Here is a 24,202-nt window from a genome sequence, read left to right as displayed (position 1 = left end):
TGCGTACAGGCCCTAGAGGCAATGTATTAAACAAATGGTCGATCCACAATCGAAGTGCTCTCGTACCATAGCCACCACTCCAATACCCCGAATCATAGATACCTATCCCCATTTCAAGCCATAGCGAAGGCTTATGCTCCCAGTAGTAACTCACGGATCCAATGATCTTGCCTTCCACCTCAATGAGCCAAAAATCATCTTGTTCGACTCGCTTATTCTTCTCTTTTAAATACTCCTCAAAAGTAAGCGTCTTATGTTCATAGTAGGGTGCATCCCATTGCTTCCATTCCGGTGCTTCTTCCTTGTAAGTTAGTGTCCAAAGGGCATGTAGGTTTTCTTCTCTAACGGGCCTAATCGTTAAATCCTTATCCGTATACATTTAGTAAACTCCTTTTATAATAAAATTCATTCTATCTACTTTTGGCTATATTGAGCTTTATTGTATCTGCTTTTGCATTATTTCGAATTTCAATTTTTGTCCGTCATGAAACTGTATTGTAGCAAGATCGTAATTCATGTTGACAAACAATCAAAAATAATATATCTTAATATCAAGATAATAAATATAAAGAAAAGTTTACAACGACGGTTTATTTTGCTTTGAAAAACCTAATCATATAAAAACCAAGGAGGCAAATAACATGAAATTGTTAGGATTGCATCACGTTTCGGCGATTACAGCAGCAGCGGCTAAAAATGTTGAATTTTATACTCAGGTATTAGGACTTCGGCTGATCAAGAAAACGGTGAACCAGGACGATGTTAGTGTGTATCACCTCTTTTACGGAGATGAGCGCGGAACCGCGGGTACGGAAGTCACTTTCTTTGAAATTCCACATGCTGGACAAACGCGTACAGGGAATAACAGTATTTCGGCGCTCTCCCTACGGGTACCGAACGACAAGGCTCTGAATTATTGGAAAAACCGCTTCGAGCAGCTGGATGTGAAGCATGGCGAAATTATAGATCAAGCAGGACGCTTGGCGCTTTCGTTCGAGGATTTTGAAGGACAACGCTTCTTCCTCGTTTCAGATGAGCATGATCACGGAATGCGCGGCGGCACGCCTTGGGAGAAAAGCCCTGTCCCTGCGGAATACGGCATCGTTGGACTTGGTCCGGTTCATCTGACCATTCCCAAAGCGGAGAATACCATTCTTATTCTTGAACAGGTTATGGGCTTCCGCAAAAAGGGCTCCTACCCTTCCCCTGTTGCCGGACAACCGGATGTGGTTATCTACGAAACAGGTGAAGGCGGTACAGGAACTGAAGTTCATCTGGAAGAGCGCAACGATCTGCCACAAGAGCGACCAGGACGCGGCAGTGTGCATCACGTCGCTTTCCGTGTTGAAACCGAGGAAGAGCTCAAACAGTGGGTAGAGCGTATTGGTCAGCTGCAAATTTCCAACTCTGGTTTTGTAGATCGCTTTTACTTCCGTTCCTTGTACTTCCGTGAGCCGAACGGCATTCTGTTTGAATTGGCTACCGATGGACCTGGCTTTGACACCGACGAGGAACTGGAGTTTCTGGGCGAATCTCTGGCACTGCCTCCATTCTTGGAGCCGCGCCGTGCATCAATTGAAGCCAATCTCAAACCACTCAACACCAAACATGAATAAAGTTATATTTACTCTAAAATAAACACAAAGCCGGGACTTCTACATCATGTAGAGGTTCCCGGCTTTTTTCGTGCAACTGCTCTGCTTTCATTAAAAAAAGCATCTCATCTACGAGCTTTTCAGCTAGACAGGTAAGTGAAATACCCTTTTGGGCTGTGCTTATAGCTTTTTATCATCCACGCTGTTCAGCCATGCTTCGATTTCTCCGATCACAGAGGCGATACAGCCGTCTTGGAACGGCGAGATCAATCCAGCCAGCTCAACCAATCCGGTAAAGGATCGGCTTCCTCCGGCACGACACAGCTTCAAATAATCTTTCCATGCTGCTGCGCGGCCTTCACCCATGCGTTTCCAGAACTGGAATGCACACAATTGTGCCAGTGTATAGTCAATATAATAGAACGGAGATTGAAAAATATGTCCCTGCTTGTGCCAGAATCCGCCCTTTTCGAGGTACTCGTTGCCTTCATAATCCAGATGCGGTTTATACTTCCGTTCAATGGAACGCCATGCACTTTTACGTTCGGCCGGTGTCCAATCCGGGTGTTCATATACGGCATGCTGGAATTCGTCTACGGCTACGCCGTAAGGCACGAACAGCAACGATGAAGATAGGTGTTCAAAGTGATATTTGTCCGTGTCTTCCTCGAAGAACAGCTTCATCCAAGGCCATGCGAAAAACTCCATACTCATCGAATGAATTTCAGCCGCCTCCATGGTTGGCCAGTGGTACTCGGGAATTTCAAAATGTCGGCTTTCATAGACCTGGAAGGCATGACCTGCCTCATGAGTCAATACGTCGATATCACCGGATGTCCCATTAAAATTGGAGAAAATAAATGGCGTGCCATATTCGCTCAAAAATGTACAGTAGCCTCCGCTTTGCTTGCCTTTTTTACTGATTAAATCCATCAGTCCACGCTCGACCATAAAACTGAAAAATTCATGTGTTTCCGGTGATAGCTCTTCATACATACGCGCTCCATTACGAAGAATCCAGTCCGGGTCACCTTTTGGCGTAGGATTGCCTGACAAGAAGTTGAAGCCCTCGTCGTAATAACGGAGCTGATCTACTCCGATCCGCTCGCGTTGGCGCTCTTTCAGCTTGGTTGACAGAGGAACGATGTGCTTCAGCACCTGCTCGCGGAAATTGGCTACCATTTCTGCGTTGTAATCTGTACGTCCCAAGCGGGCATAGCCCAATTCTACGAAGTTGTCATAGCCCAGCTTGTGTGCCATGCGCGTACGTACCTTGACCAATTCATCATAAATTCGATCCAGCTCGTCCTCATGCTCACTCATAAATTGATACTTGGCCTCGGAGGCCTGTTTGCGTGTCTCGCGGTTGGTTGCCATTTCAAATGGCAGGAGCTGTGACAATGTGCGTTCTTCCCCCTCGAACGGGATCTTCGCTGAGGCAATTAATTGGGCATATTCCGAAGTCAGCTTATTTTCCTGCTGCAAATCCTCAATGATATCCGGGTGGAACGACTTGAGCGCCACCTCGGCAATACTGAAAAGCTGGCTCCCCCATTGGCTTTCCAACTCCGCTCTAAATGGAGAATCCACCAACGCCCGGTAATAATCGGTTACATACTCCTGAATAACCGGCATGAAATCATCAGCGTACTCTTGCTCCGCTTTGTAGAACGCATCTTCCGTATCAATGGAGTGCCGAACTTCCACCAATTGCAGTTGCGTTTCCACGTTACTGCGCAGCTTGTTAATCGCATGAATAACTTCATTTTGACGTTCTACATTGTCTGCTTCACGAAACTGCTGCAACAGTGTTTTAAACCGCTGTTCAATTTCAGGTTGCTCTGGTCGGCTGTAAGCCATTTCGCTGAATAATGTCATTGCTTCGTTTCCCCCTTTAATGTAATAAATCTGATGCCTATTATACAGTACGATTAGACCAAACTGGAAGCTGGAATTCCAAAATAATACAACCTCAAAAGCCGCAATACCATGTATTGCGGCTTTTGAGCCTAATCTAACGCTATATAACGAAGACATAGTTGGCTATACCAACCTGATATATATACAGTCTAATGAAGATTTATAAGTCCTCTTTATTGATTTTGCAAACGATGTGCCACATGCAGGGTCGGACCGACAAATTCATTTAGCTTGAAGCCACCTTCAATGGCCTGTGTAATGAATTTCTTGGCCTGATCCACAGCTTCACGTACAGTCAGCCCTTGTGCCAAACCAGCCGTTACCGCAGCCGAAGTGGTACAGCCTGCACCGTGGGTAAAGTTGGTTTGTACAACATCCGCTTCAAACCAGTCAAAAGTGATTCCGTCATACAGCAGATCCATCGCTTTACCTGCGCGAATTTTGCCACGGTCCTTGATCAGCACATGCTTAGCACCACGGTCGTGGATAATAGCAGCCGCTTCCTGCATCTGCTCCAGTGTCGTGATCGGTCCTTTCTTCGCCAGCTGCGAAGCCTCGAACAAGTTCGGTGTTACCAGATCAGCGCCAGGAATCAACAATTCCAGCATGGCCTCTGTATTTTCCGGTTGAAGCACTTCATCCGTGCCTTTGCAGACCATAACCGGGTCAATCACAATCCGTTTCAGATCATGCTTTTTCAAATGGCTGGCAACCAGTTCGATGATATCTACAGAACCCAGCATCCCGGTCTTCATTGCATCAAAACCGATACCTTCCAATACAGTACGCAGCTGCGCCTCAACCACGTCCAACGCAACAGGATATACAAGATGGTTCCAGGTTTTAGGTTCCATCGCAACTACGGTAGTCAATATAGTCATGCCATATACGCCAAGCTCCTGAAAGGTTTTCAGGTCCGCCTGAATACCTGCTCCGCCGCTTGTGTCGGAGCCGGCTATCGTTAGTGTTTTGGGAATCGTCATTAGTACATGCTCTCCTTCACTTTCTGTGCTGCATTTATCCTAATCCTGCATGCGAAACTTGTCAACGCGCAAAACGGTCCTTTCCATACGAAAAGTCACAAGAACCAGCAACAGCTAAAAAACGAGAATATCCCCCTTTGAAATGAGAACATCCTCGTAAGTACGTGTTATATGAAGAATTTGAATGAATTTTAGACTTATAAATACCCACCCGTACTGTGATCATAGGCATGATTTTTTTCATTTGCCCGTACGCCGAGGCAAAAACTCTGATACAACTGCTGCTGTCCTGGGGTAGCAAAATTCCGGTGCTGCTCAAATAAAGCCATACAACCAATGATATGCTCGGTATAGCTGTTATCGACAGACAGTTGCAGGCAATGTAGTGTTTGTTCCAACCCTTCGGGGTAATCGCCTTTTCGAAAATAATATTCCGCATACACCTTACAAAAGGAGGCAAAGCGAAATGCATTAAAGTGCTTGCGATAATGTGTGTCCCATTGTTCCGGTGCAAGCTCCCAGAAACTCTTGAGTTGCTGGCTGAACAGCTCCAGCTCGGCATCCACGAAATAACCAAACCGATTCGCTGATTCGAGCAATGTATTCAAGCCTTCCAATGTCTCATCCGGATGCTCGCGCAGGTAAGTAATATATTCATAGATTGCAGAGGTGTTACCCATTTTGATTTCGATACAAAGTCGGTTGCCCTGTGCATATACACGATGCAGGTTGACTACTTTCCAGCCTTCCTCGTCCAAACCCTCAAACCAGCTCAAATCTGCATAACCTTCAATCCATTGCTTGGATTCCTCATATCTACCCTGAAACTCATAGCAGCTGGCCTTGAGCAGATGCCCTTGAGCATAGTAATAAACGAGCGGCTTAAGCAGCTCCAGGTGCTCATCTCCAAAACGGTTCCGATTGCGATACAATGCCTGCGCCAGCTCTCTTAGCTCGTCCGCATACATTTCCATCTCGGACCATTGCATTTTTAAAGCAAACACTTGAGATAGCATATGTAAGCCTTCCAGTGCATAAATTTCCGGTAGACGACTACGGTATAAATGGAATTGTACAGCAGCCTTCAAGTTCCGTTGGTTATCCTTAATCTGAATCTGGAATATGCGAAAATAGCTAATCGCCAACCGTTCGGAGTGGGTATACTTCTCACTCTCAATAACACAATCATACAAAAGCATGGAGGCTTCATGTCGGCCATCCTCAAACATCGCTTCTGCAGTCTCAAAAATAGCCGGAATATTCGATAAATCGTCCATCAAATAGCCCAGCACACTGCGTATACAGTCCAGCTTGTTCAACTCTGAGCAACGAAGAAGAAATGGACGCAACCTTCTCCAGTGGGGCAAGGAATGAATAAAACACTCATCTACATACATCTCGAACAAAGATCCTTCTTCCAATCCCATCGCCTCAGTAATCAGATCAAGCTGATTAACTGAAATAGGCCGTGGTGGGTTTCGGTTAAGTATACCGCTAAGTGTACCCGGATTTACCTTGGAAGCATCTGCAAAACATTGCATCGAAATACCTTCACTTTGAATATACTTTTCTATCTGTGCGCGGATCGTGGTGTTTTTTTCCAAAGGGACACCCCCTCAAACGAATGATGGTGACTTTTTCATTACCTTTTAAACCAAAATTTGTTTAATCAAAGTATATGTCTAATTATACGAGAGGTCAATAACTTTAAACACGACTCAGGACATACAAAATCACGAGTTTCGTACGATTTTAAATCTGTTTTATGAAAAAAGACCGTCCTCTGAGAGACAGTCTTTCTCTATTATTTTGATGCTGTGGACTTAGAAGATCACAACTTGCAAAATGATTTAGAATCACCGAAAATCAAGAGCAAACTTAGCGTATCCTTCTACCGTCAACCCTTCATAAAGCAATTCAGAATAAGCATTGGCAACATGCGTTGCTTGCGGCGAGGTTAGGAACGTCACATGTGGACGACCCGACCATGGGGCGAGGGACCAGTGACCGTCAGCCTTTGTCGTCAACGTCTTCATATGCCGCACATACTCAGTCAGCACATGCCGGTTCTCATCCGGTGAAGCCAGTACAATTCGCTCCCCACCTGGATTAACCAACGCAGAGGAGAACGCGCGATAGTTATTCGTAACAACCAGATAACTCCGCTGCATATCCATCGGTTCCCCTTCAAAAGACATATGAATGATTCTGTGCGCATCTAGGTCCTTTAGTTCCCCGGCAGCATCATATCTGGCTGGCTGTGTTACATCAATCTGGTACTCAATGCCATCGATGATATCAAAATTAAAGCTTGGAAACTCAGAATTAATCAGCTCTTGCTCCTCCTCTGCCGAAGGATCAATTTGCCGGAATTGACCGGCAGACCACTCCAGCCATTCCCGAATTTCTGCCCCACTCAGTCGAACGACATGCAGCGTATTCGGAAAATTGTACAGATCGGCGATATGTTTGATCGCTATCGTCCCTGCGGGAATATCGGTATAATACGCCGGACCATATCTGCCCCCTGTTTTAAAAGGAGCTGCTGCCGACAGAACGGGCAACCCCTCATACTCGCTCCCTTGTAGCTGCTGTTTCACATACCAAATTTGTGCATCATTCACAAGCTGAACCGAAGCATCATCCATCACCTGGGCAAAAAAGCTGTTCACTGCTACCGTCGTTCGACCTACAGGTGCACGAATATAATCCAGGGTTCCAGCATGTTCATCTGCTACCGCCTGCTGAATAGCAGTATCTGGTTGGACGAGTGCTTCCTTGCGTATCGGGTCATACACCGGGCGTACCTCGGCAGCAGATGCAGCCACTTGCCACTTTCCTCCAATAAGAGCCAGATCCAGATCAATGATACCCAGATGATCTCCCCAGAAGCCCGGCTCTACTGCTGGAATGCCATGAATGGTGCCCTGCTCTGCATTAACACCTGTCATACCTATAAACGAAGGGCCAGGAAATACTTTATGTGCATGACCAAACACAATGGCATCGATCCCCTCCACCCTGCTCAGATGCAGCACCGCATTTTCCATATTGGGGGTTTCGGGAATATCCTCAAAGCCTGCATGAGGCATAGCAATAATGAGGTCGGCTCCAGCCGCCTGCATTTCTGGAATAAACCGTCTGGCGGCTTCCAGCATATCTTTGACGATAAGTTTTCCTTCCAACCATGCCTTGTCCCATTGCATAATTTGCGGAGGCACAAAGCCGATGACTCCCACCTTCAGCAGATGCTTACCGCCTGCTTCATCCTCTACCGTCTTATCCAGCAATAGATAAGGCGTGAAGTAGTTTTGTTCTTCCTCTCCCGCTATATAGATGTTGGCATTCACATAAGGAAACTGTGCTCCTCGAAGGCAAGTCTGCAAATATTCCAACCCATAGTTAAATTCATGATTACCAATACTACCTGCCTCATACCCCAGCAGATTCATTGCTTTATAGACGGGATGCACCTCGCTTGGGTCCCGTTGGAGCCGCTGTACAGCATAATCTCCCATCGGATTCCCCTGAATCACATCTCCGTTATCCAGCAGCAGGTGATTGGGCACTTCTGCCCGAGCCGTGTGAATCAGACTAGCGGTTTGCGCCAGACCGTAATGCAGTGTTTCCTGATCTGTATAATAATCATAATTCCACAAGCTAACATGCAGATCGGTGGTAACCATAATGCGGAATTTCACCTTCACAGCACCTGCATATTCCCGCCCTGTCTTATCATTAACGTCCAAAATATCCAATCTTGTTCTCTCCCTCAGCTTCGGTCATAGAGCTTGAATAAGTCTAACAAAGCACTGTTAAGAGAATGTTAAAATAAGCAATTCGCTTAAGTACAGTCTACGGCCTCTAGCAAATGATAAATTTTACATCATTTTTACCAAAGTCAGGAGTGCTTTTTACCCTACCTGTGGGACTAGCTGTTAAGATTTGGTTTGTCACTGAATTTACAGGTTTTTTAAATTTTCGTTATTACGATGTTTAGGGGGAAATTATTTTGTTCAAAAAAGCACTGACCTTGTGCATGACCTTCACACTGGCAGCGGGTTTAGCCGCTTGTGGCTCAAATGCAAGCAATAACAACAGCGCCTCCACTCCGGGTACAGATGGCTCTAAAAACGAAAGCACAGCCTATGTTCCTAAGGAGTTAAAGGTACAATTCGTTCCTTCTCAAAATGCAGATACCCTCGAAGCCAAAGCTAAACCGCTCGAAAAACTGCTGGGGGACAAGCTCGGAATCCCGGTGAAAGTAACCGTATCTCCTGACTACAATACGATTGTGGAAGCCATGTCTTCCAAACAGGTAGATGTAGGGTTCCTTCCGCCTAATGCTTATGTACTGGCACATGATAATCGTAAAGCGGCCGACTTGCTCCTGCAAGCTCAACGCTATGGCATTGAAGATGCCACAGGCAAGGACACGACTGAAAAAGTAAACTTTTATAAAGCAATGATCGTGGTGAAAAAGGATTCTCCAATTCAAAGTCTGGCTGATCTGAAAGGCAAGAAGGTTGGCTGGCAAAATGTAACCTCCTCCGCAGGCTATGTGTACCCCGCAGCAGAGCTGAAAAAAGCTGGCGTGGACCCGGACACAGATGTGCAGGGTGTGACGATCAAAGGCCACGACGCTGCTATTCTGGCGCTGCTGAACGGTCAGGTTGATGCTGTCGCTGTCTTCCAGGATGCACGTAACACAGTGAAGAAGGAAATCCCGGACGTATTTGAAAAAACACGTGTCATACATTACACAGCTAAAATTCCAAATGACACCGTCAGCGTACGTTCTGATATGGATCAAACATGGAGAGACAAAATCGCCCAAGCCTTTATTGACATTGCCAACGACCCTGAGGGCGGCGAAATCATTAAAGAAATTTACACCCATGTAGGTTATGAAAAGGGCGACGATAAAAACTTCGATTCTGTGCGTGAATACGCCGAAGCTGTCGGCCAAGCGGTAAAGTAACAGGTACGAAACAGGCTTTACGAATGACAGGGCAGCACCGTCCATGTATTCATGGCGGTGTTGTTTTCATTCCACCCTATCGGGGAGAAAGTTGGGAGCATATGATTGAATTTCGAAACGTATCGAAAACATACCCGAACGGCACCAAAGGGTTGAATAATATTAATTTGACGATTCAGGAGGGAGAAATGGTCGTCATTGTCGGCTTATCCGGTGCGGGTAAGTCCACCCTGCTGCGTTCCATTAACCGACTGCATGACATCACGTCCGGGGACATCGTTGTAGGCGGCAAGTCTGTTACGTCTGCCGGAAGCAGCGAGCTGCGGCGTATTCGCCGTGATATCGGCATGATCTTTCAAAGCTTCAATCTGGTTAAGCGTTCGACGGTGCTTCGCAACGTACTTTCCGGCCGCGTTGGTTATCATTCGACGCTGCGGACCATTCTCGGTCTCTTCCCGAAGGAAGATATCGAGCTGGCACTAACGGCGCTAGAACGCGTGAATATCCGGGAAAAAGCTTACAGCCGAGCCGATGAGCTGTCCGGTGGCCAACAGCAGCGTGTATCCATCGCGCGTGCTCTGGCGCAGGAGGCTAAAATCATTCTGGCAGACGAGCCTGTCGCGTCGCTTGATCCACTGACCACCCGCCAGGTGATGGACGATCTCCAGCGAATCAACCGTGAAATGCAGATTACGACCATTGTCAATCTGCATTTCATTGATCTGGCGCGCGAATATGCAACACGGATCATCGGATTACGCGCTGGAGAGGTCGTCTTTGACGGCACACCGGAGGAAGCTACGGATGAAGCCTTTGCGGAGATCTACGGCCGGGCCATCAAGCATGATGAACTGCTGGGAGTGGGATCATGAAGCCCGACTCTACTGTCCAGCCGCTCTCTTCGACGCAACCGTCACCATCTGCTGGACCGCCCCAGCCAAGTAAGCCGCCCGCAGGGCCACCTTTGCCAGGACGCTACAAGCGTTACGCCACCTGGATGATTTTTATCGTGGTGCTGGTAGCCTGCTCCATTCATACAGATGCCACGCCTTACCAATTGATCGTTGGCTTACCGGAAATGGGCAAATTGCTGGAGGAAATGTTTCCTCCAGACTGGAGTTACCTGCCTACCATCTGGAAACCGATGCTGGAAACGATCCAGATCGCTATTGTCGGCACGACACTGGGAGCCATATTAGCAATCCCTGTCGCGTTGCTGTGCGCCTATAATGTGATGCCGCGCAAGCTGATCTCGCTGCCGATGCGCACGATCCTGAACCTGGTACGGACGATTCCCGATTTGCTGTTTGCCTCGATCTTTGTGGCTGTATTCGGCATCGGACCGTTTGCAGGGATGCTTGCCCTGCTCTTCTTCTCCTTCGGGATCATAGCCAAGCTGACCTTTGAGGCGATTGAAGCCATTGATCCCGGTCCACTGGAGGCCATGACTGCTGTTGGCGCGAGCCGCATCCAAGTCATCAGCTTTGGTGTGGTTCCGCAGGCATTGCCTTATTTTGTGTCGTACTTGCTGTACACCTTTGAGGTTAATGTACGCGCAGCTTCTGTTCTGGGTCTCGTTGGCGCTGGCGGCATCGGTCTGCTGCTTGACCGTTCCCTTGGATTGTTTCGATATGACCGGGCAAGCATTATTATTCTACTGACCCTCGTCATCGTCCTTGCGATTGATTACGGCAGTAACCTGCTACGGAGGAAGTTATTATGAATGATCCTACGCTTCGCAGACCTATTGGCTCGCGCCTGCGCTTTTGGGCGTTAGCTATTCTGCTAATTATCATTTACATTTGGGCTTTTCGCGGGATGCAGTTTGAAGGATTACAGGGGACGGCCAAAAGCGTCTCTGTCGCGATATTGGACGGCTTCCTTCATCCCGACTGGTCGTTTGTCTACATCCCTGAGGGGGAGGATTTGCTGCGTGGGTTGCTGGATACACTGGTTATTTCAGTGCTCGGAACCTTCGTGTCCGCATTTGTCTGCCTGCCGTTTGCCTTTTGGGCATCCAGCAATATGAGCCGTCTACGCCCCTTATCAGGTAGCGGGAAGTTTGTACTTAGTGTCATTCGGGTATTTCCCGAAATGATCGTCGCCATTCTATTCATTAAAGCCGTAGGTCCCGGCTCGTTTGCAGGTGTGCTTGCCCTCGGCATTCACTCCATTGGCATGCTGGCCAAGCTTTTCTCAGAAACGATTGAAAGTGTGGATCACGGGCCGCAGGAAGCTCTGATCGCGTGCGGTGCCAACCGTTGGCAGGTCATTTTCTTCGCCGTGCTGCCGCAGGTGATTCCACAGTTCCTTTCCTATTCGCTCTATCGTTTTGAAATTAACATCCGGTCCGCAACCACGCTCGGTTTGGTTGGTGCAGGTGGTATTGGTACTCCGCTGCTGTTTGCACTCCAAATGCGCAACTGGAACCGTGTAGGCGTCATTTTACTCGGCATTGTAGTCTTAATCATTTTGACGGATCTGGTATCCGGCTGGTTGCGCAAACGGATCGTGTAATTAAAAGTCTCTAAATCAACAAAAGCCTCTCCGGTGTAAAAGGGACCTGCTATGCTCCCATTCACTCGGAAGAGGCTTTTGCTGTTCAACAACTCCCAGCTAATTCATCTATGACCCGCCGGACTTCCTCTGCCGTATTGTAAAAATGCGGAGCCACACGAATAATATCCTTTCGTGCCGACACAATCATATTTCGGCTCCGCAAACGCCTCTCTACCGCCGACACATCGGCTACTTCAACAGCGAGCAGACTTGGTAAAGTGCCTCCTCGATCAGGTATACGTATGTGTAGCCCTTTGCTTCGTCCATATTCAACAGAAAAGTCCAACAGTTCATTCATATAGGTCTGAATGTTCATGACCCCAATTTCCAACAGTAGCTTTAAGGCTGCATTAGCGGCAAAAATGCTAATGAAGGAAGGTAATCCTGTCTCAAAGCGGCGGGCTCCCGCTGCCGGAACCGGATGAGCAATATCAAACCGGGAGGCGGGCTCCTGTCCGAGCCAGCCCGTAAGACGAGGCTTGAAGCGTTCTATTCGGTCCTTGCTTATATAAAGAAAAGCCACTCCCGGTATCCCCAGCATATATTTGCGTGCTCCCGCGACCAGAATATCTATGCCCATCGCCTTTACATCCACCGGAATCACTCCTGCAGACTGATAGGCATCCACGAACAGTAACGCCTGATTTCGGTGAGCTATATGTGCAATGGATTTGAGATCTTGCTGAAATCCGTTGGTATAATTCACATGGGACACCATAATAAGTGCAGTATTCTCCGTAACATGCTCCTCATACTGCTCTATGGTTACTTCTCCCTCCGTAGAAGGGATACAGCAAATATGATCACGAAACATCTCCTGTGCCTGCCAGATGTGTCCTACCGTCGGAAAGTCGGTATCTGCATACACAATCCCTTCTTTTCCCGGTACATAAGGAAGGGCAGTAGCCACACCAGCAATCGCCTCAGAGGCTGAGGACATCACCGCAATTTCGTCAGGCTCCGCCCCGATGAGCTTGGCAAAATGCCCTCTGGCTTCTTCCAAACGTGCCATAGATAGGTCGCCGTTAAGACCGTGTTGCAGCAAGCTTCGATGATATTCCTCAATGGCAGCGGAAACCGGTCTCGATATCGCCCCCTGGGAACAGCTCCCTACATGGATATGTGAGGACAGCACCGGAAACAACTGACGGTAGGACTGAAACGGATGTTTCATATTTCCCTTCGCTCCTCCTGGGCACACCAACGTGCCTTGATATGATCATTTTATTATCCATATAAGCCACCTTAGAACAAGGGCCTCTCTTCCCATCTTCTCGCCGTTAACAGACGATAGACACAAAGAGAGGCCCTGTTGGATCATATACACAATTATTAATTAATGCACGCGTTTGCGTCCAAACCAGCTTTTAAGCACCAAGGTTGCCAAAGCAAGTAGCAGCAACAACGAGGCCACTGCAAAAGATGCCGAGAACTGATACTCGTTATACAAAATCTCCACATGCAGCGGAAGTGTATTTGTCTCTCCCCGAATATGTCCCGACACGACGGACACTGCACCAAACTCACCCATGGCTCGCGCATTACACAGAATAATGCCATACAGCAAACCCCACTTGATGTTAGGCAGCGTCACTTTCCAGAAAATGCGCCAGCCGCGCGCACCCAGCGTGACCGCCGCTTCCTCCTCCTGCTGCCCCTGATCTTCCATCAGCGGAATAAGCTCGCGCGCCACAAAAGGAAATGTAATGAACAGCGTTGCCAAAATAATGCCCGGCAAAGCAAATATAATTTTAATATCATGCTCGTCCAGCCACGGCCCAAGCCAGCCCTGTGCGCCAAACACTAATACATACATTAGACCTCCGACGACAGGCGAGATCGCAAAGGGCAAATCAATCAAGGTGACCAGCACACCTTTGCCGCGAAAATGGAATTTTGTGATCAGCCAGGCGGCCGCTACACCAAATACCGTATTCAGCGGAACCGTTATCGCTGCCACCAGCAGCGTCAACCGTAATGCAGACATAGCATCCGGGTCCCGTAGCGCCTCAATGTATACGCTCCATCCCTGCTTGAGTGCTTCGGTAAGCACGACGATTAGCGGCAATACCAACACCCAGAGCAAAGCTAAAAAAGCAGCACCAATGAGCGTCCACTTTACCCAAGGGGCTTCAGTTGTAACCCTATTGGGCGGTGCGGATGAAGGCACTGGTGCAGAAGCAAGCTCTTGCCCAGTTATCGCTTGTGACATGATGTATCCCTCCTTGAACACGGGGTTTAATGCGCAGGCCTCTGCTGTCTGCATGCTAACGTTAGACAGTTACATTAGACAATTACATTAGACTGCACGGCGCCGCGACCAGCGCTGAAAACTGTTAATCACGAATAACAACACGAATGAAATGACCAACAGCATCAACGCCACCGCCGTAGCTCCTGCGTAGTCATTTTGCTCTAACTTGGACATAATGAGCAGCGGAGCAATCTCGGTCTTCATCGGCATATTGCCAGAAATGAAGACGACAGAGCCGTACTCGCCAATGCCGCGGGCAAAGGCAAGCGCAAAACCCGTCAGCAGTGGCGGTACCAGTTCCGGCACAATAACGCTGCGGAAGGTACGCCATCTGCCCGCTCCCAGCGTAGCCGCCACCTCCTCCTCATCCTTGTCCAGCTCCTCCAGCACCGGCTGAACTGTCCGTACGACGAACGGAATGCCAATAAACATCAACGCGAGCGTAATCCCCGTCTGTGAGTATGCCATTTTCCACCCAAGCGGTTCGAATAGTGAGCCGATCCAGCCGTTCTGTGCATATAGAGCGGTCAACGCAACCCCTGCCACCGCCGTGGGCAAAGCAAAGGGCAGATCAATGACCGCATCAAAAACTCGTTTCCCCGGAAATTCATAACGCACCAGTACCCAGGCGATCAATAAACCGAGAAACAGATCGATCAGCGCCGCGGCTGCGGCACACAAAAAGCTCACCTTGTAGGAAGCTAGCACCCTGGCATCAGTCGCCACGTCCCAAAATTTCTCCCACGTCAGCCCGGTTGAATTCAGGAGCAGTGCTGATAATGGCACCAACACCACCAGACTGAGATACAGTACACTATAACCCATTGTTAACCCGAATCCGGGAAGTACGCGTTTTCGGGTGGCTTGCATTTGACTCATGTTCTGTCCATCCCTCTCTGCATCCTTTGACTATGGCACTCGCGCCTACCGATCCACTCGCCTTTACACTTCACTTATGTTATGAACTACCAGGTACATAAATCTGGTCAAAAATACCCTTGTCACTAAAATGCTTTTGCTGTGTCTCTTTCCATGTCCCAAATACATCCTTCAAGGTTACGAGCTCCAGCTTAGGAAATTGATCCTTGAACTTTGCCGTCACACTCTCCAATGTTGGGCGATAATAATTTTCGGCAGCAATGGTCTGCCCTTCTTCACTGTACAAATATTTCAGGTACGCGTCCGCCACCTCGCGTGTACCTTTTTTATCTACCACCTTATCGACTACCGCTACCGGAGGTTCAGCCAAAATACTGATCGACGGGTACACGATATCGAATTTATCTGCACCTAGCTCCTTCACAGAGAGCAGTGCTTCATTTTCCCAAGCGATCAGCACATCGCCAATTCCACGCTCTACGAAAGTCGTCGTCGCTCCACGTGCTCCGCTATCCAGTACCGGCACATGCTTATACAGCTCCTGTACAAACTGCTGGGCTTTGGCTTCATCGTTATTGTTCTTTTTGAGCGCATAGGCCCAGGCTGCAAGATAGTTCCAGCGGGCTCCGCCCGATGTTTTAGGATTTGGCGTAATGACCTGTACATCGCCGCGGGTTAAATCGTCCCAGTCCTTGATCCCCTTCGGGTTCCCTTTACGTACCAATAACACGATGGTTGATGTGTACGGGGAACTGTTATGCTCATATTTACTTTGCCATCCCTCTTTAACAAGCCCTTTTTCCTGTAACGCATCAATATCATAGCCCAGGGCCAGTGTAACTACATCTGCATCCAGTCCGTCCTGTACAGAGCGGCTTTGCTTGCCAGATCCTCCGTGGGATTGCTTGATCGTGACCTTCTGCCCTTTCTCCTTCTCCCAATGGGCCGCAAACGCTTTATTATATGCTTCATACAACTCACGGGTCGGATCATAAGAAACATTGAGCAACTCCACTTCCTTGGAGCCAGAAGCAGAGCTACCATCCGCCTGCGTCCCTTCCTTGCTTGCCCCACAAGCACTTAGCATCATTGTTAAAACCAAAGATAGTCCGAGAATAAGCCGAATTTTGTATTTCTTCTTCATCAAGACACCCCTCATTCTATGTAATTTGTAAATACACATTCATTTACGCCTGTTATTTACAGACACAATCAAAAAAAAGGGCGGAGAATTCCCTGATGCAGCCCTGATAGGTCAAACCTGTCGCGTGTACAGTGTCTGCCTGCTGTTCCTAGAGGTTCTCCGCCAGAATGGCGAGGTTATACTTTCATACTTTAATTCTTTAATTCTTTAATTCCTACCTGTTTAATGAGTTATAGGGATATAATACGAGAGTTTATGAGGGATGTCAAACCTTTTTTTGGTATGGGATGATCTAATAATTTGCTTTCTTCAAGGGGGGGGGGACAGTCAGAAACATTGTATACGTTCCCGACCGCCTAGAGGGCATGGGTACACGTGGAATACGACTTAGTTGGCTACCGTTTCAAGATTGATCGAAAAAACTCCAAATTGCTTCGGATTGTCCGTAGCTCTTCTCAGCCACAGCTCACCCGATCCCACCATAACTCCCTGATAATTAACAAACAAATCATCTGTCTTTTGATTCACTAGCGCCTCACGAATCGCGTCCGTAAAGATCTGATCATATTTAGCCAGAAAATCTTTCTTGTTCGGAATCGTTAGCGACTTTTCACTATCATTGACACGCAGAGGGTACAAAATATAATTGGCTACCTTTTCCTTGTCATTGTCGGCAACAGCCTTCTGCAACGCTTTGAATGTGTCCAAAAACGCTTTAGGATCTTGAATACCTGCTACCTCAAAAGGATTTTGAGATGCATTGGGCGCTGCAGGAGAAGATGTATCTGATGAAGTAGCTGGGGCGGAAGGAGCTGACTTTTGCGCATCAGTACCGCTGTTTTCTGCACTCTTGCTCTCTTTAACTGCTTTGTCACTTTGGGCTGAACCGTTCTGATTGCCTCCAGCACTGTTCTCGATCATGCTTGTACTGCTTCCAGCATCACTCGGTTCAGCATTATTATCCTGGCCGCAGCCTGTAAGAGCTACAAATGTAAGTGTAAGTAAAATGGCTGTAAGTGACAGCCTCCGTGACATTTTGTAATTATCGGATTCATGTTTTTTGGGCACAACGGGTCATCCTTTCTGCTTTCTACTCTGACCTATTCTGTTCATTAAGTCTTCAACCGTTCTATTGTAACATAAGTAGACTAATGACCGCATGTCGTGCCCATTCTGGAAGTAGCTTACAGTGTAATATATGCGAAGGTTTTAACGCTTCCTCGTGATCCATCGTCCGTACTTACTTTCAAAATCAGCTCTTTCAAGGAGCCATTTGCAGCTTCATTCTGCCCCTCTGGCTTGATAAACAGCAGATCGTGGCGTTCTCCCGGCTGTAACGTTCGGCTAGAAAACCCGCTCGTTGTGCCTTGCAAGTCTGATCCATTCGAACTGTTGAGCTTGTATCGTACGGGTTGCTTTCCTGTATTCTTGATACTGATGTACAGCTTACGCCCCTCTTCAAATCTAAATTCTGTTTGTCCTTGTCCTCCAAAATTCATCTCCTGATCATGTACAATGCGTTTTGCTGCTTCTCCTTGCTCACTCTGTATACTAAGTGGAACCGTCGAATGACTCTGATTTACTTCTGTGATGGTTGATGACGGGAGGACTCTCATATTGGCAAAAGCGACATAACCTACGATCACCCCCGCCACACCCATCCAAACCCATTTTTCCACCATTTCATATCCCTCCTACACAAAATATGCTGAAGCTACGCCGTATGAATTCAGTCGTCACCATGATTGCACAGATGAAACGGCTTATCTTCTATAAGAAAGCGATCCAGCCAGGTCATGGTATATATAAATTCGGGTGCAGATTCAATCAATCCGTTCACAATGTCCAAGGAACGCAGATTCCTCAGGTTTTGTATCTCAGGGGGGAGCGTACGGATTCCACTATACGAGATATCCAGATACTCCAGTTGATGCAGCTCTCCGATTGCAGGAGGTACATTTCGGAATGCCAGTTCCTCCTTGGGGATCACCTTGTAGTCTGGTGCCGGGCGATCATAGCATCCACAGCTGACTCTTAGGCTTTTGAGTCGGGATAACTTGGCAATGTCAGCAGGTAGCTCTTCCAAATCTGCTACTTGAATCGTCAGTGACTCCAATGATTCCAATTCAAACAAAGCAGACGGTAGTGTTCGTATATCCTGTTCAAAGATAGTCAAATGCTTCAGATAACGCAATTCTCTAATCCGTTCCGGGATCTCCGTCAAAGCATACCGCATGAGCTCCACTCGATCCGGTTGATGCCGAATAGCATCGTTCAAAAACATATCTATATTGCCATGATGTTCAGGTTTGTGAATAAACACACCGGGGATAAGCTTTTCTAATTCATCTGCATCTTCTTTATCCATGTTCAATCTACCGATTCGTTCGTGAGCTATGTTAATGATCCAATCCTCTCCATCGGCATTCTGGAAACACAAATCTTCTGGTAATTTCGGATGTACCCAGGAAAACAGACTGGACGCCGCTTGCTTTAATACTTTTCCAGCCTCAGGCGTGCATTGGTACCGGTAAAATGTTCCCGGTGTGTAGGCAATCGAATGATTCTCCCTTATTGGTGACTCCATTCTCATCCTCAGTTACCCACTTATGTACGCCTAGCATAAACGTATCTGCCCGTTCCATAGCATAATCAATCAGTCTTTCATAAGCTGTCCCACGAACATCGCTGTATAATCGGAACATGTCTCTCCTCCTCTGTGCTGTCCTGCGCCCTGACAATAAAAAAAAACCAAACTCATAATCTATTATGAGTCTGGCTGTCATATTTTTCAAACTTGTTCAAAGGAATCCATACGATGGCTCTCTATCTAGATAAGCCGCAAATACAGCTTACATATTATTCTGTCACCGTTCCGTAGATCAGCACGGGGGCTTCCGCATGATCCGCAATACGGATGTTCGCGTAGATTTTCTCTATTACTTGGTCCACGTCTTCACGGTTCGCATGGATTGTAACCAGTGAATCGCCTTTTTGAACCGCATCGCCGACTTTTTTGTTCAGCATCAAGCCGACAGCTAAATCGATCTCGGACTCTTTGGTCGCACGGCCTGCTCCCAGCAGCATCGCAGCGGTACCGATTTCGTCAGCCACGATTTCAGCTACCACGCCGTCCTGCTTTGCAGGTACTTCAATAAGATACTGCGCTTGTGGCAAGCGTTCTGGATGATCCACTACAGAAGCGTCGCCGCCCTGGTTCGCAATAAACTCTTTGAATTTCTCCAGTGCTTTGCCGTTACGAATGACCTCTTTAAGCTTCTCTTCGGCGTTTTCGAGGGAGTCTGCTTTTCCGGCCAAAAATACCATCTGACTGCCCAAAGCCATACACAGCTCTTCCAGATCTTTGGGTCCTTCGCCGCGCAATGTATCGATCGCTTCTTTAACTTCCAGTGAGTTCCCGATAGCCAGCCCCAACGGTTGACTCATGTCGGAAATAACTGCCATGGTCTTGCGACCCACATTGTTCCCGATACTTACCATGGCATGTGCCAGCTCTTTGGCATCTTCTACTGTTTTCATGAATGCGCCCGCACCTGTCTTGACATCCAGTACGATGGCATCAGAGCCGGCAGCGATTTTCTTACTCATAATCGAGCTGGCAATCAACGGAATCGAATTTACCGTTGCTGTAACGTCACGCAAGGCATACAATTTTTTATCCGCAGGTGTCAGGTTGCCGCTTTGTCCGACGACCGCAATTTTGCTGCGATTCACCAAATCTACGAATTCATCCTTGGTGATCTCTACGTGAAAGCCTGCAATGGCCTCCAGCTTGTCGATCGTTCCGCCCGTGTGCCCGAGGCCGCGACCTGACATTTTCGCTACCGGAATGTCTAAGGCGGCTACAAGCGGAGCCAATACCAGTGTTGTCGTATCACCCACACCGCCAGTGGAGTGCTTATCGACCTTTACACCTTCAATCGCGGACAAGTCAATCGTATCTCCTGAATGAACCATTGCCATGGTCAAATCAGCACGTTCCCGTTCGTTCATATCTTTGAAGAAAATAGACATCGCCAATGCACTGACCTGATAATCAGGAATTTCACCCTGAGTATAGCCTTGGATAATAAAGTTAATTTCCTCAGTGCTCAGTTCTTTTCCATCACGTTTTTTTTCAATCAAGTCTACCATTCTCATATGTCATTTCTCCTCACTGTGCGTATGATCGTTTACAGGGATACTGCTGTATCCAGTGCAACTTCCATCATTTCTTTAAACGTGGTTTGCCGTTCCTCTGCTGTCGTTTCTTCGCCTGTCAGCAAGTGATCACTTACCGTCAGAATGGTCAGTGCGTTTACGCCAAACTTGGCTGCCAGCGTGTATAAAGCCGAAGTCTCCATCTCCACACCCAACACACCGTATTCCATCAACTTTTGTACCACTGATTTGTCATCACGGTAGAAGCTGTCTGAGCTGAATACGTTGCCGACATGCATGTTCAAGCCTTTGGCAACCCCGCGATCATAAGCGCCCTTCAAGAGAGGAAAGCTGGCAATCGGGGAGAAATCGTAGCCGCCAAAGATATGGCGGTTCATGCCGGAATCTGTACAGGATGCCTGTGCCAAAATGACGTCACGAACGTGCACATGCTCCTTCATTCCGCCACATGTACCCACGCGGAACAAGTTTTTCACCCCATACTCGCTAATCAGTTCGTTGACATAAATACTGATGGAGGGCAGCCCCATCCCGGTTCCCTGTACAGACAGGCGTTTGCCTTGGTACGTTCCCGTGAATCCGAGCATTCCGCGCACCTCGTTGTAGCAGGTCACGTCCTCCAGATACGTTTCAGCGATAAATTTCGCCCGTAGCGGATCTCCTGGCAGCAAAATTGTTTCTGCAATCTCTCCAGGTTTGGCTCCAATGTGTACACTCATGTTTTTTATTCCTCCGTCCCATTTGTCCATGCTAATATCGTTATTCATTTCGTTACCAATAATCTTGACTGCCTTCGTTGCTAGCGTCTAGATTACTGAAGTTCTGCTAAAAAGCTAGTTCCATGCTCAGGCAGTTTTACACCAAAGTTATCCGCTACTGTCGCTCCAATATCCGCAAACGTCTTGCGAACTGCCAGTTCCTTGCCTCCAGCTACAAAACGAGGGGAATAAGCCAGCAAAGGCACATATTCGCGGGTATGATCCGTTCCGCGATAGGTTGGGTCATTCCCATGATCCGCGGTGATGATCAGCAGATCGTCATCAGTCATTTTGGCGAATACCTCGGGCAGACGGGCATCGTAATCGTCCAAGGCTTGACCATATCCCTGCGGATCACGACGGTGGCCGTATACAGCATCAAAGTCCACCAAATTCAAGAAGCTTAATCCGGTGAATTCCTCGTCCAGCGTAGCCACCAGCTTATCCATGCCATCCATATTGGACACTGTGCGCACTGCCTTCGTTACACCCTCGCCGTCATAAATGTCAGAGATTTTACCCAAGGCGATTACATCCAGGCCTGCATCCTTCAATTCATTCATTGTGGTGCGACCAAATGGCTTGAGCGCATAGTCATGTCGATTGGAGGTACGAGAGAAGTTCCCTGCCTCACCTACGAACGGACGGGCAATAATGCGACCCAGCATGTACGGATCTTCCAGCGTGATTTTACGGCAGAACTCACAGATCTCATAGAGCTCCTTCAAAGGTACAACTTCCTCATGCGCTGCAATTTGCAGTACTGAATCCGCTGAGGTATAGATGATGAGTGCGCCTGTTTTTACATGTTCTTCGCCCAGCTCATCAATGATTTCCGTGCCGCTGGCTGGCTTGTTGCCAATAACTTTGCGGCCTGTATGCTCCTCAATGCGCTGAATCAGCTCATCTGGAAACCCATCCGGGAATACACGGAAAGGAACTGCAATATTTAAGCCCATGATTTCCCAATGACCTGTCATCGTATCCTTGCCGTTGGAGGCTTCCTGCATTTTGGTGTAATACGCGAGTGGCTTATCGGCCGCTGGCACACCTTCTATGGAACGAATGTTGGACAGACCAAGCTTACCCATATTCGGCATGTTCAGACCGCCGCGTTCGCGTGCAATATGACCAAGTGTATCTACATCATAATCATCAAACTGGGCAGCATCCGGTGCTTCGCCGATACCAACCGAGTCCATAACGACCAAGTGAATCCGTTTAAATTTAGACATTATAAAAATCCTTTCCTGACTCGCTGTTTTTTTTACAAAAACAACCCTGCAATCGTTGCCGACAGCACGCTAACCAGCGTCGCCCCGTACAACAGCTTCAGACCAAAACGGGCCACTACATTTCCCTGTTTTTCATGCAGACCCTTCACAGCCCCGGAAATGATACCGATGGACGAGAAGTTTGCAAAGGATACGAGGAATACCGATACGATCCCGATCGTACGCTCGGACAAGCCTGTTTGCTTGGTCAGATCCAGCATGGCCACAAATTCGTTGGATACGAGCTTGGTAGCCATAATGCTGCCTGCCTGCACTGCCTCGTTCCACGGAATCCCCATAACAAAGGCGAACGGTGCAAACACATAGCCCAGCAGCGCCTGAAAGCTGATTCCGAACAACCAGGAGAAAATGCCGTTAACCATGGCAATCAGCGCCACAAAACCGATCAGCATCGCAGCTACCGTAATAGCAACCTTGAAACCATCCATAATATATTCCCCGAGCATTTCGAAGAAGGACTGCTTCTCTTCCTCTTGAACCTCCAGTAAATCGTCTTCCTTCTCAATCTTGTACGGATTAATAATGGAAGCGATAATAAAGCCGCCAAACAGGTTCAGCACCAATGCGGTAACCACATATTTGGGGTCCAGCATTTGCATGTAAGCTCCCACAATCGACATGGATACGGTAGACATCGCAGATGCACACAACGTATACAGCCGATGTTGCGGCAGCAGACCAATTTGCTTTTTGACGGAAATAAATACTTCAGATTGACCCAGGATAGCCGAAGCTACAGCGTTGTAGGATTCCAGTTTACCCATTCCGTTTACTTTGCTCAAGACAAGCCCGATATATTTAATAATGAAAGGCAGCACTTTTACATATTGTAAGATCCCGATCAACGCGGAAATGAACACAATTGGCAGCAGTACTCCGATAAAGAACGGTGCCGCCCCTTCATTGGCAATTCCGCCAAATACAAAGTTGATCCCTTCGCTTGCATATCCCAAGAGACTGTTGAACCCAGCTGCAAAGCCCTTGACCAAAAATTCACCAATCCCTGTGTTCAGCAATACAAACGCTAGCGCTGCCTGCAAGACAACCATAACCACCAGCGGACGATACCTGATTTTACGTTTGTCACTGCTGGCAACGTAAGTAAGTGCAAATACAACGAGCAATCCCACCAGCGCGATTACATATTTCATTTCAATTCCTCCTCATTACATTAAGCGCTTACATTGACCATAAAAAGAATGCGCCCCAAAGAGGCATTCTTTTTTTTATTTTCCCAAATCCGCAGGTCGAAAAGCACCCGGCAGTAACTGCTCCATCGTCCACTCTTCCGTATTGCCATGAAGGTTTGTCAGATAAATTTTGGTATCTTGATGAGCAAATTCGGAGATAACCTGACGACAGGCCCCACATGGAGACACAGGTCCTTCCGTATCCGCTACTATCGCAATCGAATCAATTCGACGGCAGCCTTCGGATACCATTTTAAAAATCGCTGTCCGCTCTGCACAATTGCATAAGCCGTAGGAGGCATTTTCCACATTGCATCCGTGATAAATCGTGCCATCGCTTCCGAGGACCGCAGCACCCACTTGAAAATTCGAATACGGAACATATGCCTGATTACGCGCCTCAAGCGCTTTCTGAATCAATTGATCCTTCATTGCGAATCCCTCCATGACTTTAAAATAAAC

The 24,202-nt window shown here is 47.7% G+C and carries 22 protein-coding genes and 1 pseudogene; 5 read left to right on the top strand and 18 right to left on the bottom strand.

Annotated elements, in window-relative coordinates; genetic code table 11:
* Positions 1-13: 13 nt before the first annotated feature.
* Positions 14-379 (bottom strand): annotated as a pseudogene (locus C0638_RS11765) (GNAT family N-acetyltransferase); the annotation flags it as partial.
* 262 nt (positions 380-641) lie between these two features.
* Between C0638_RS11765 and C0638_RS11760 the strand changes: the two are divergent.
* On the top strand, positions 642-1,616 hold the full coding sequence (locus C0638_RS11760) for a ring-cleaving dioxygenase (protein ID WP_013373156.1): 975 nt from the start codon (positions 642-644) through the stop codon (positions 1,614-1,616).
* 159 nt (positions 1,617-1,775) lie between these two features.
* On the opposite strand, the gene C0638_RS11755 is transcribed toward C0638_RS11760, so the two are convergent.
* From C0638_RS11755 to C0638_RS11740, 4 genes are all read right to left on the bottom strand, one after another.
* Entirely contained in the window at positions 1,776-3,473 is a 1,698-nt protein-coding gene (locus tag C0638_RS11755; RefSeq protein WP_058711514.1) for a M3 family oligoendopeptidase, read from the bottom strand.
* A 215-nt stretch (positions 3,474-3,688) separates the two neighbouring features.
* Positions 3,689-4,498, bottom strand: a complete 810-nt coding sequence (thiD, locus tag C0638_RS11750; RefSeq protein WP_058711515.1) for a bifunctional hydroxymethylpyrimidine kinase/phosphomethylpyrimidine kinase — start codon at positions 4,496-4,498, stop codon at positions 3,689-3,691.
* Between the two features lie 197 nt (positions 4,499-4,695).
* Positions 4,696-6,102, bottom strand: a complete 1,407-nt coding sequence (locus C0638_RS11745; RefSeq protein WP_058711516.1) for a hypothetical protein — start codon at positions 6,100-6,102, stop codon at positions 4,696-4,698.
* 252 nt (positions 6,103-6,354) lie between these two features.
* A complete protein-coding gene (locus C0638_RS11740) occupies positions 6,355-8,256 on the bottom strand; it encodes a bifunctional 2',3'-cyclic-nucleotide 2'-phosphodiesterase/3'-nucleotidase (RefSeq protein ID WP_040102835.1) in 1,902 nt (633 codons plus the stop codon).
* Positions 8,257-8,510: 254 nt separating this feature from the next.
* On the opposite strand from C0638_RS11740, the gene C0638_RS11735 reads away from it, so the two are divergent.
* The 4 genes from C0638_RS11735 (at position 8,511) to phnE (C0638_RS11720) (ending at position 11,996) form a co-directional block, all read left to right on the top strand.
* Positions 8,511-9,479: a phosphate/phosphite/phosphonate ABC transporter substrate-binding protein gene (locus C0638_RS11735; RefSeq protein ID WP_013373161.1), complete on the top strand. Its 969-nt coding sequence runs from the start codon at positions 8,511-8,513 to the stop codon at positions 9,477-9,479.
* Positions 9,480-9,580: 101 nt separating this feature from the next.
* Positions 9,581-10,351 (top strand): phosphonate ABC transporter ATP-binding protein, encoded by a 771-nt coding sequence (gene phnC, locus C0638_RS11730; RefSeq protein WP_029514360.1) that lies wholly within the window; start codon positions 9,581-9,583, stop codon positions 10,349-10,351.
* Positions 10,348-11,202 (top strand): phosphonate ABC transporter, permease protein PhnE, encoded by an 855-nt coding sequence (gene phnE, locus C0638_RS11725; RefSeq protein WP_040102834.1) that lies wholly within the window; start codon positions 10,348-10,350, stop codon positions 11,200-11,202. The genes phnC and phnE (C0638_RS11725) overlap by 4 nt, the downstream gene beginning before the upstream one ends.
* Positions 11,199-11,996: a phosphonate ABC transporter, permease protein PhnE gene (gene phnE / locus C0638_RS11720; RefSeq protein ID WP_025674718.1), complete on the top strand. Its 798-nt coding sequence runs from the start codon at positions 11,199-11,201 to the stop codon at positions 11,994-11,996. Before phnE (C0638_RS11725) ends, phnE (C0638_RS11720) begins: the two co-directional genes overlap by 4 nt.
* 85 nt (positions 11,997-12,081) lie before the next feature.
* On the opposite strand, the gene C0638_RS11715 is transcribed toward phnE (C0638_RS11720), so the two are convergent.
* From C0638_RS11715 to C0638_RS11660, 13 genes are all read right to left on the bottom strand, one after another.
* A complete protein-coding gene (locus C0638_RS11715; RefSeq protein WP_040102833.1) occupies positions 12,082-13,212 on the bottom strand; it encodes an aminotransferase class V-fold PLP-dependent enzyme in 1,131 nt (376 codons plus the stop codon).
* Between the two features lie 162 nt (positions 13,213-13,374).
* Positions 13,375-14,250 (bottom strand): sulfate ABC transporter permease subunit CysW, encoded by an 876-nt coding sequence (gene cysW, locus C0638_RS11710; RefSeq protein ID WP_040102832.1) that lies wholly within the window; start codon positions 14,248-14,250, stop codon positions 13,375-13,377.
* 87 nt (positions 14,251-14,337) lie between these two features.
* Positions 14,338-15,171: a sulfate ABC transporter permease subunit CysT gene (gene cysT / locus C0638_RS11705; RefSeq protein WP_058711518.1), complete on the bottom strand. Its 834-nt coding sequence runs from the start codon at positions 15,169-15,171 to the stop codon at positions 14,338-14,340.
* A gap of 79 nt (positions 15,172-15,250) precedes the next feature.
* Positions 15,251-16,315, bottom strand: a complete 1,065-nt coding sequence (locus tag C0638_RS11700; RefSeq protein WP_058711519.1) for a sulfate ABC transporter substrate-binding protein — start codon at positions 16,313-16,315, stop codon at positions 15,251-15,253.
* A gap of 387 nt (positions 16,316-16,702) precedes the next feature.
* Positions 16,703-17,383 carry a hypothetical protein gene (locus C0638_RS11695; protein WP_013373169.1) on the bottom strand — a complete coding sequence of 227 codons (681 nt, stop codon included), beginning with the start codon at positions 17,381-17,383 and terminating at the stop codon, positions 16,703-16,705.
* Between the two features lie 116 nt (positions 17,384-17,499).
* Positions 17,500-17,997, bottom strand: a complete 498-nt coding sequence (locus C0638_RS11690) for a hypothetical protein (protein ID WP_058711520.1) — start codon at positions 17,995-17,997, stop codon at positions 17,500-17,502.
* 47 nt (positions 17,998-18,044) lie between these two features.
* On the bottom strand, positions 18,045-18,683 hold the full coding sequence (locus C0638_RS11685) for a leucine-rich repeat domain-containing protein (protein WP_233902313.1): 639 nt from the start codon (positions 18,681-18,683) through the stop codon (positions 18,045-18,047).
* A 142-nt stretch (positions 18,684-18,825) separates the two neighbouring features.
* Entirely contained in the window at positions 18,826-19,020 is a 195-nt protein-coding gene (locus C0638_RS25675; protein WP_233902312.1) for a hypothetical protein, read from the bottom strand.
* 154 nt (positions 19,021-19,174) lie between these two features.
* The gene (locus tag C0638_RS11680) at positions 19,175-20,476 is read right to left on the bottom strand and encodes a pyrimidine-nucleoside phosphorylase (protein ID WP_058711521.1); all 1,302 of its coding nucleotides are present in this window, start codon (positions 20,474-20,476) and stop codon (positions 19,175-19,177) included.
* 32 nt (positions 20,477-20,508) lie between these two features.
* Positions 20,509-21,216, bottom strand: a complete 708-nt coding sequence (deoD, locus tag C0638_RS11675) for a purine-nucleoside phosphorylase (RefSeq protein WP_013373173.1) — start codon at positions 21,214-21,216, stop codon at positions 20,509-20,511.
* Between the two features lie 92 nt (positions 21,217-21,308).
* The gene (deoB, locus tag C0638_RS11670; RefSeq protein WP_058711522.1) at positions 21,309-22,490 is read right to left on the bottom strand and encodes a phosphopentomutase; all 1,182 of its coding nucleotides are present in this window, start codon (positions 22,488-22,490) and stop codon (positions 21,309-21,311) included.
* Positions 22,491-22,522: 32 nt separating this feature from the next.
* Entirely contained in the window at positions 22,523-23,701 is a 1,179-nt protein-coding gene (locus tag C0638_RS11665) for a NupC/NupG family nucleoside CNT transporter (RefSeq protein ID WP_025674702.1), read from the bottom strand.
* Between the two features lie 75 nt (positions 23,702-23,776).
* Positions 23,777-24,172 (bottom strand): cytidine deaminase, encoded by a 396-nt coding sequence (locus tag C0638_RS11660; protein WP_058711523.1) that lies wholly within the window; start codon positions 24,170-24,172, stop codon positions 23,777-23,779.
* Positions 24,173-24,202 lie beyond the last annotated feature (30 nt).

The sequence above is a fragment of the Paenibacillus sp. lzh-N1 genome, from assembly GCF_002872435.1.
Classification (GTDB): Bacteria; Bacillota; Bacilli; order Paenibacillales; family Paenibacillaceae; genus Paenibacillus; species Paenibacillus polymyxa_C.
Note: the sequence above shows the minus strand (reverse complement) of the source record. Positions and strands in the feature narration are given on the sequence as shown.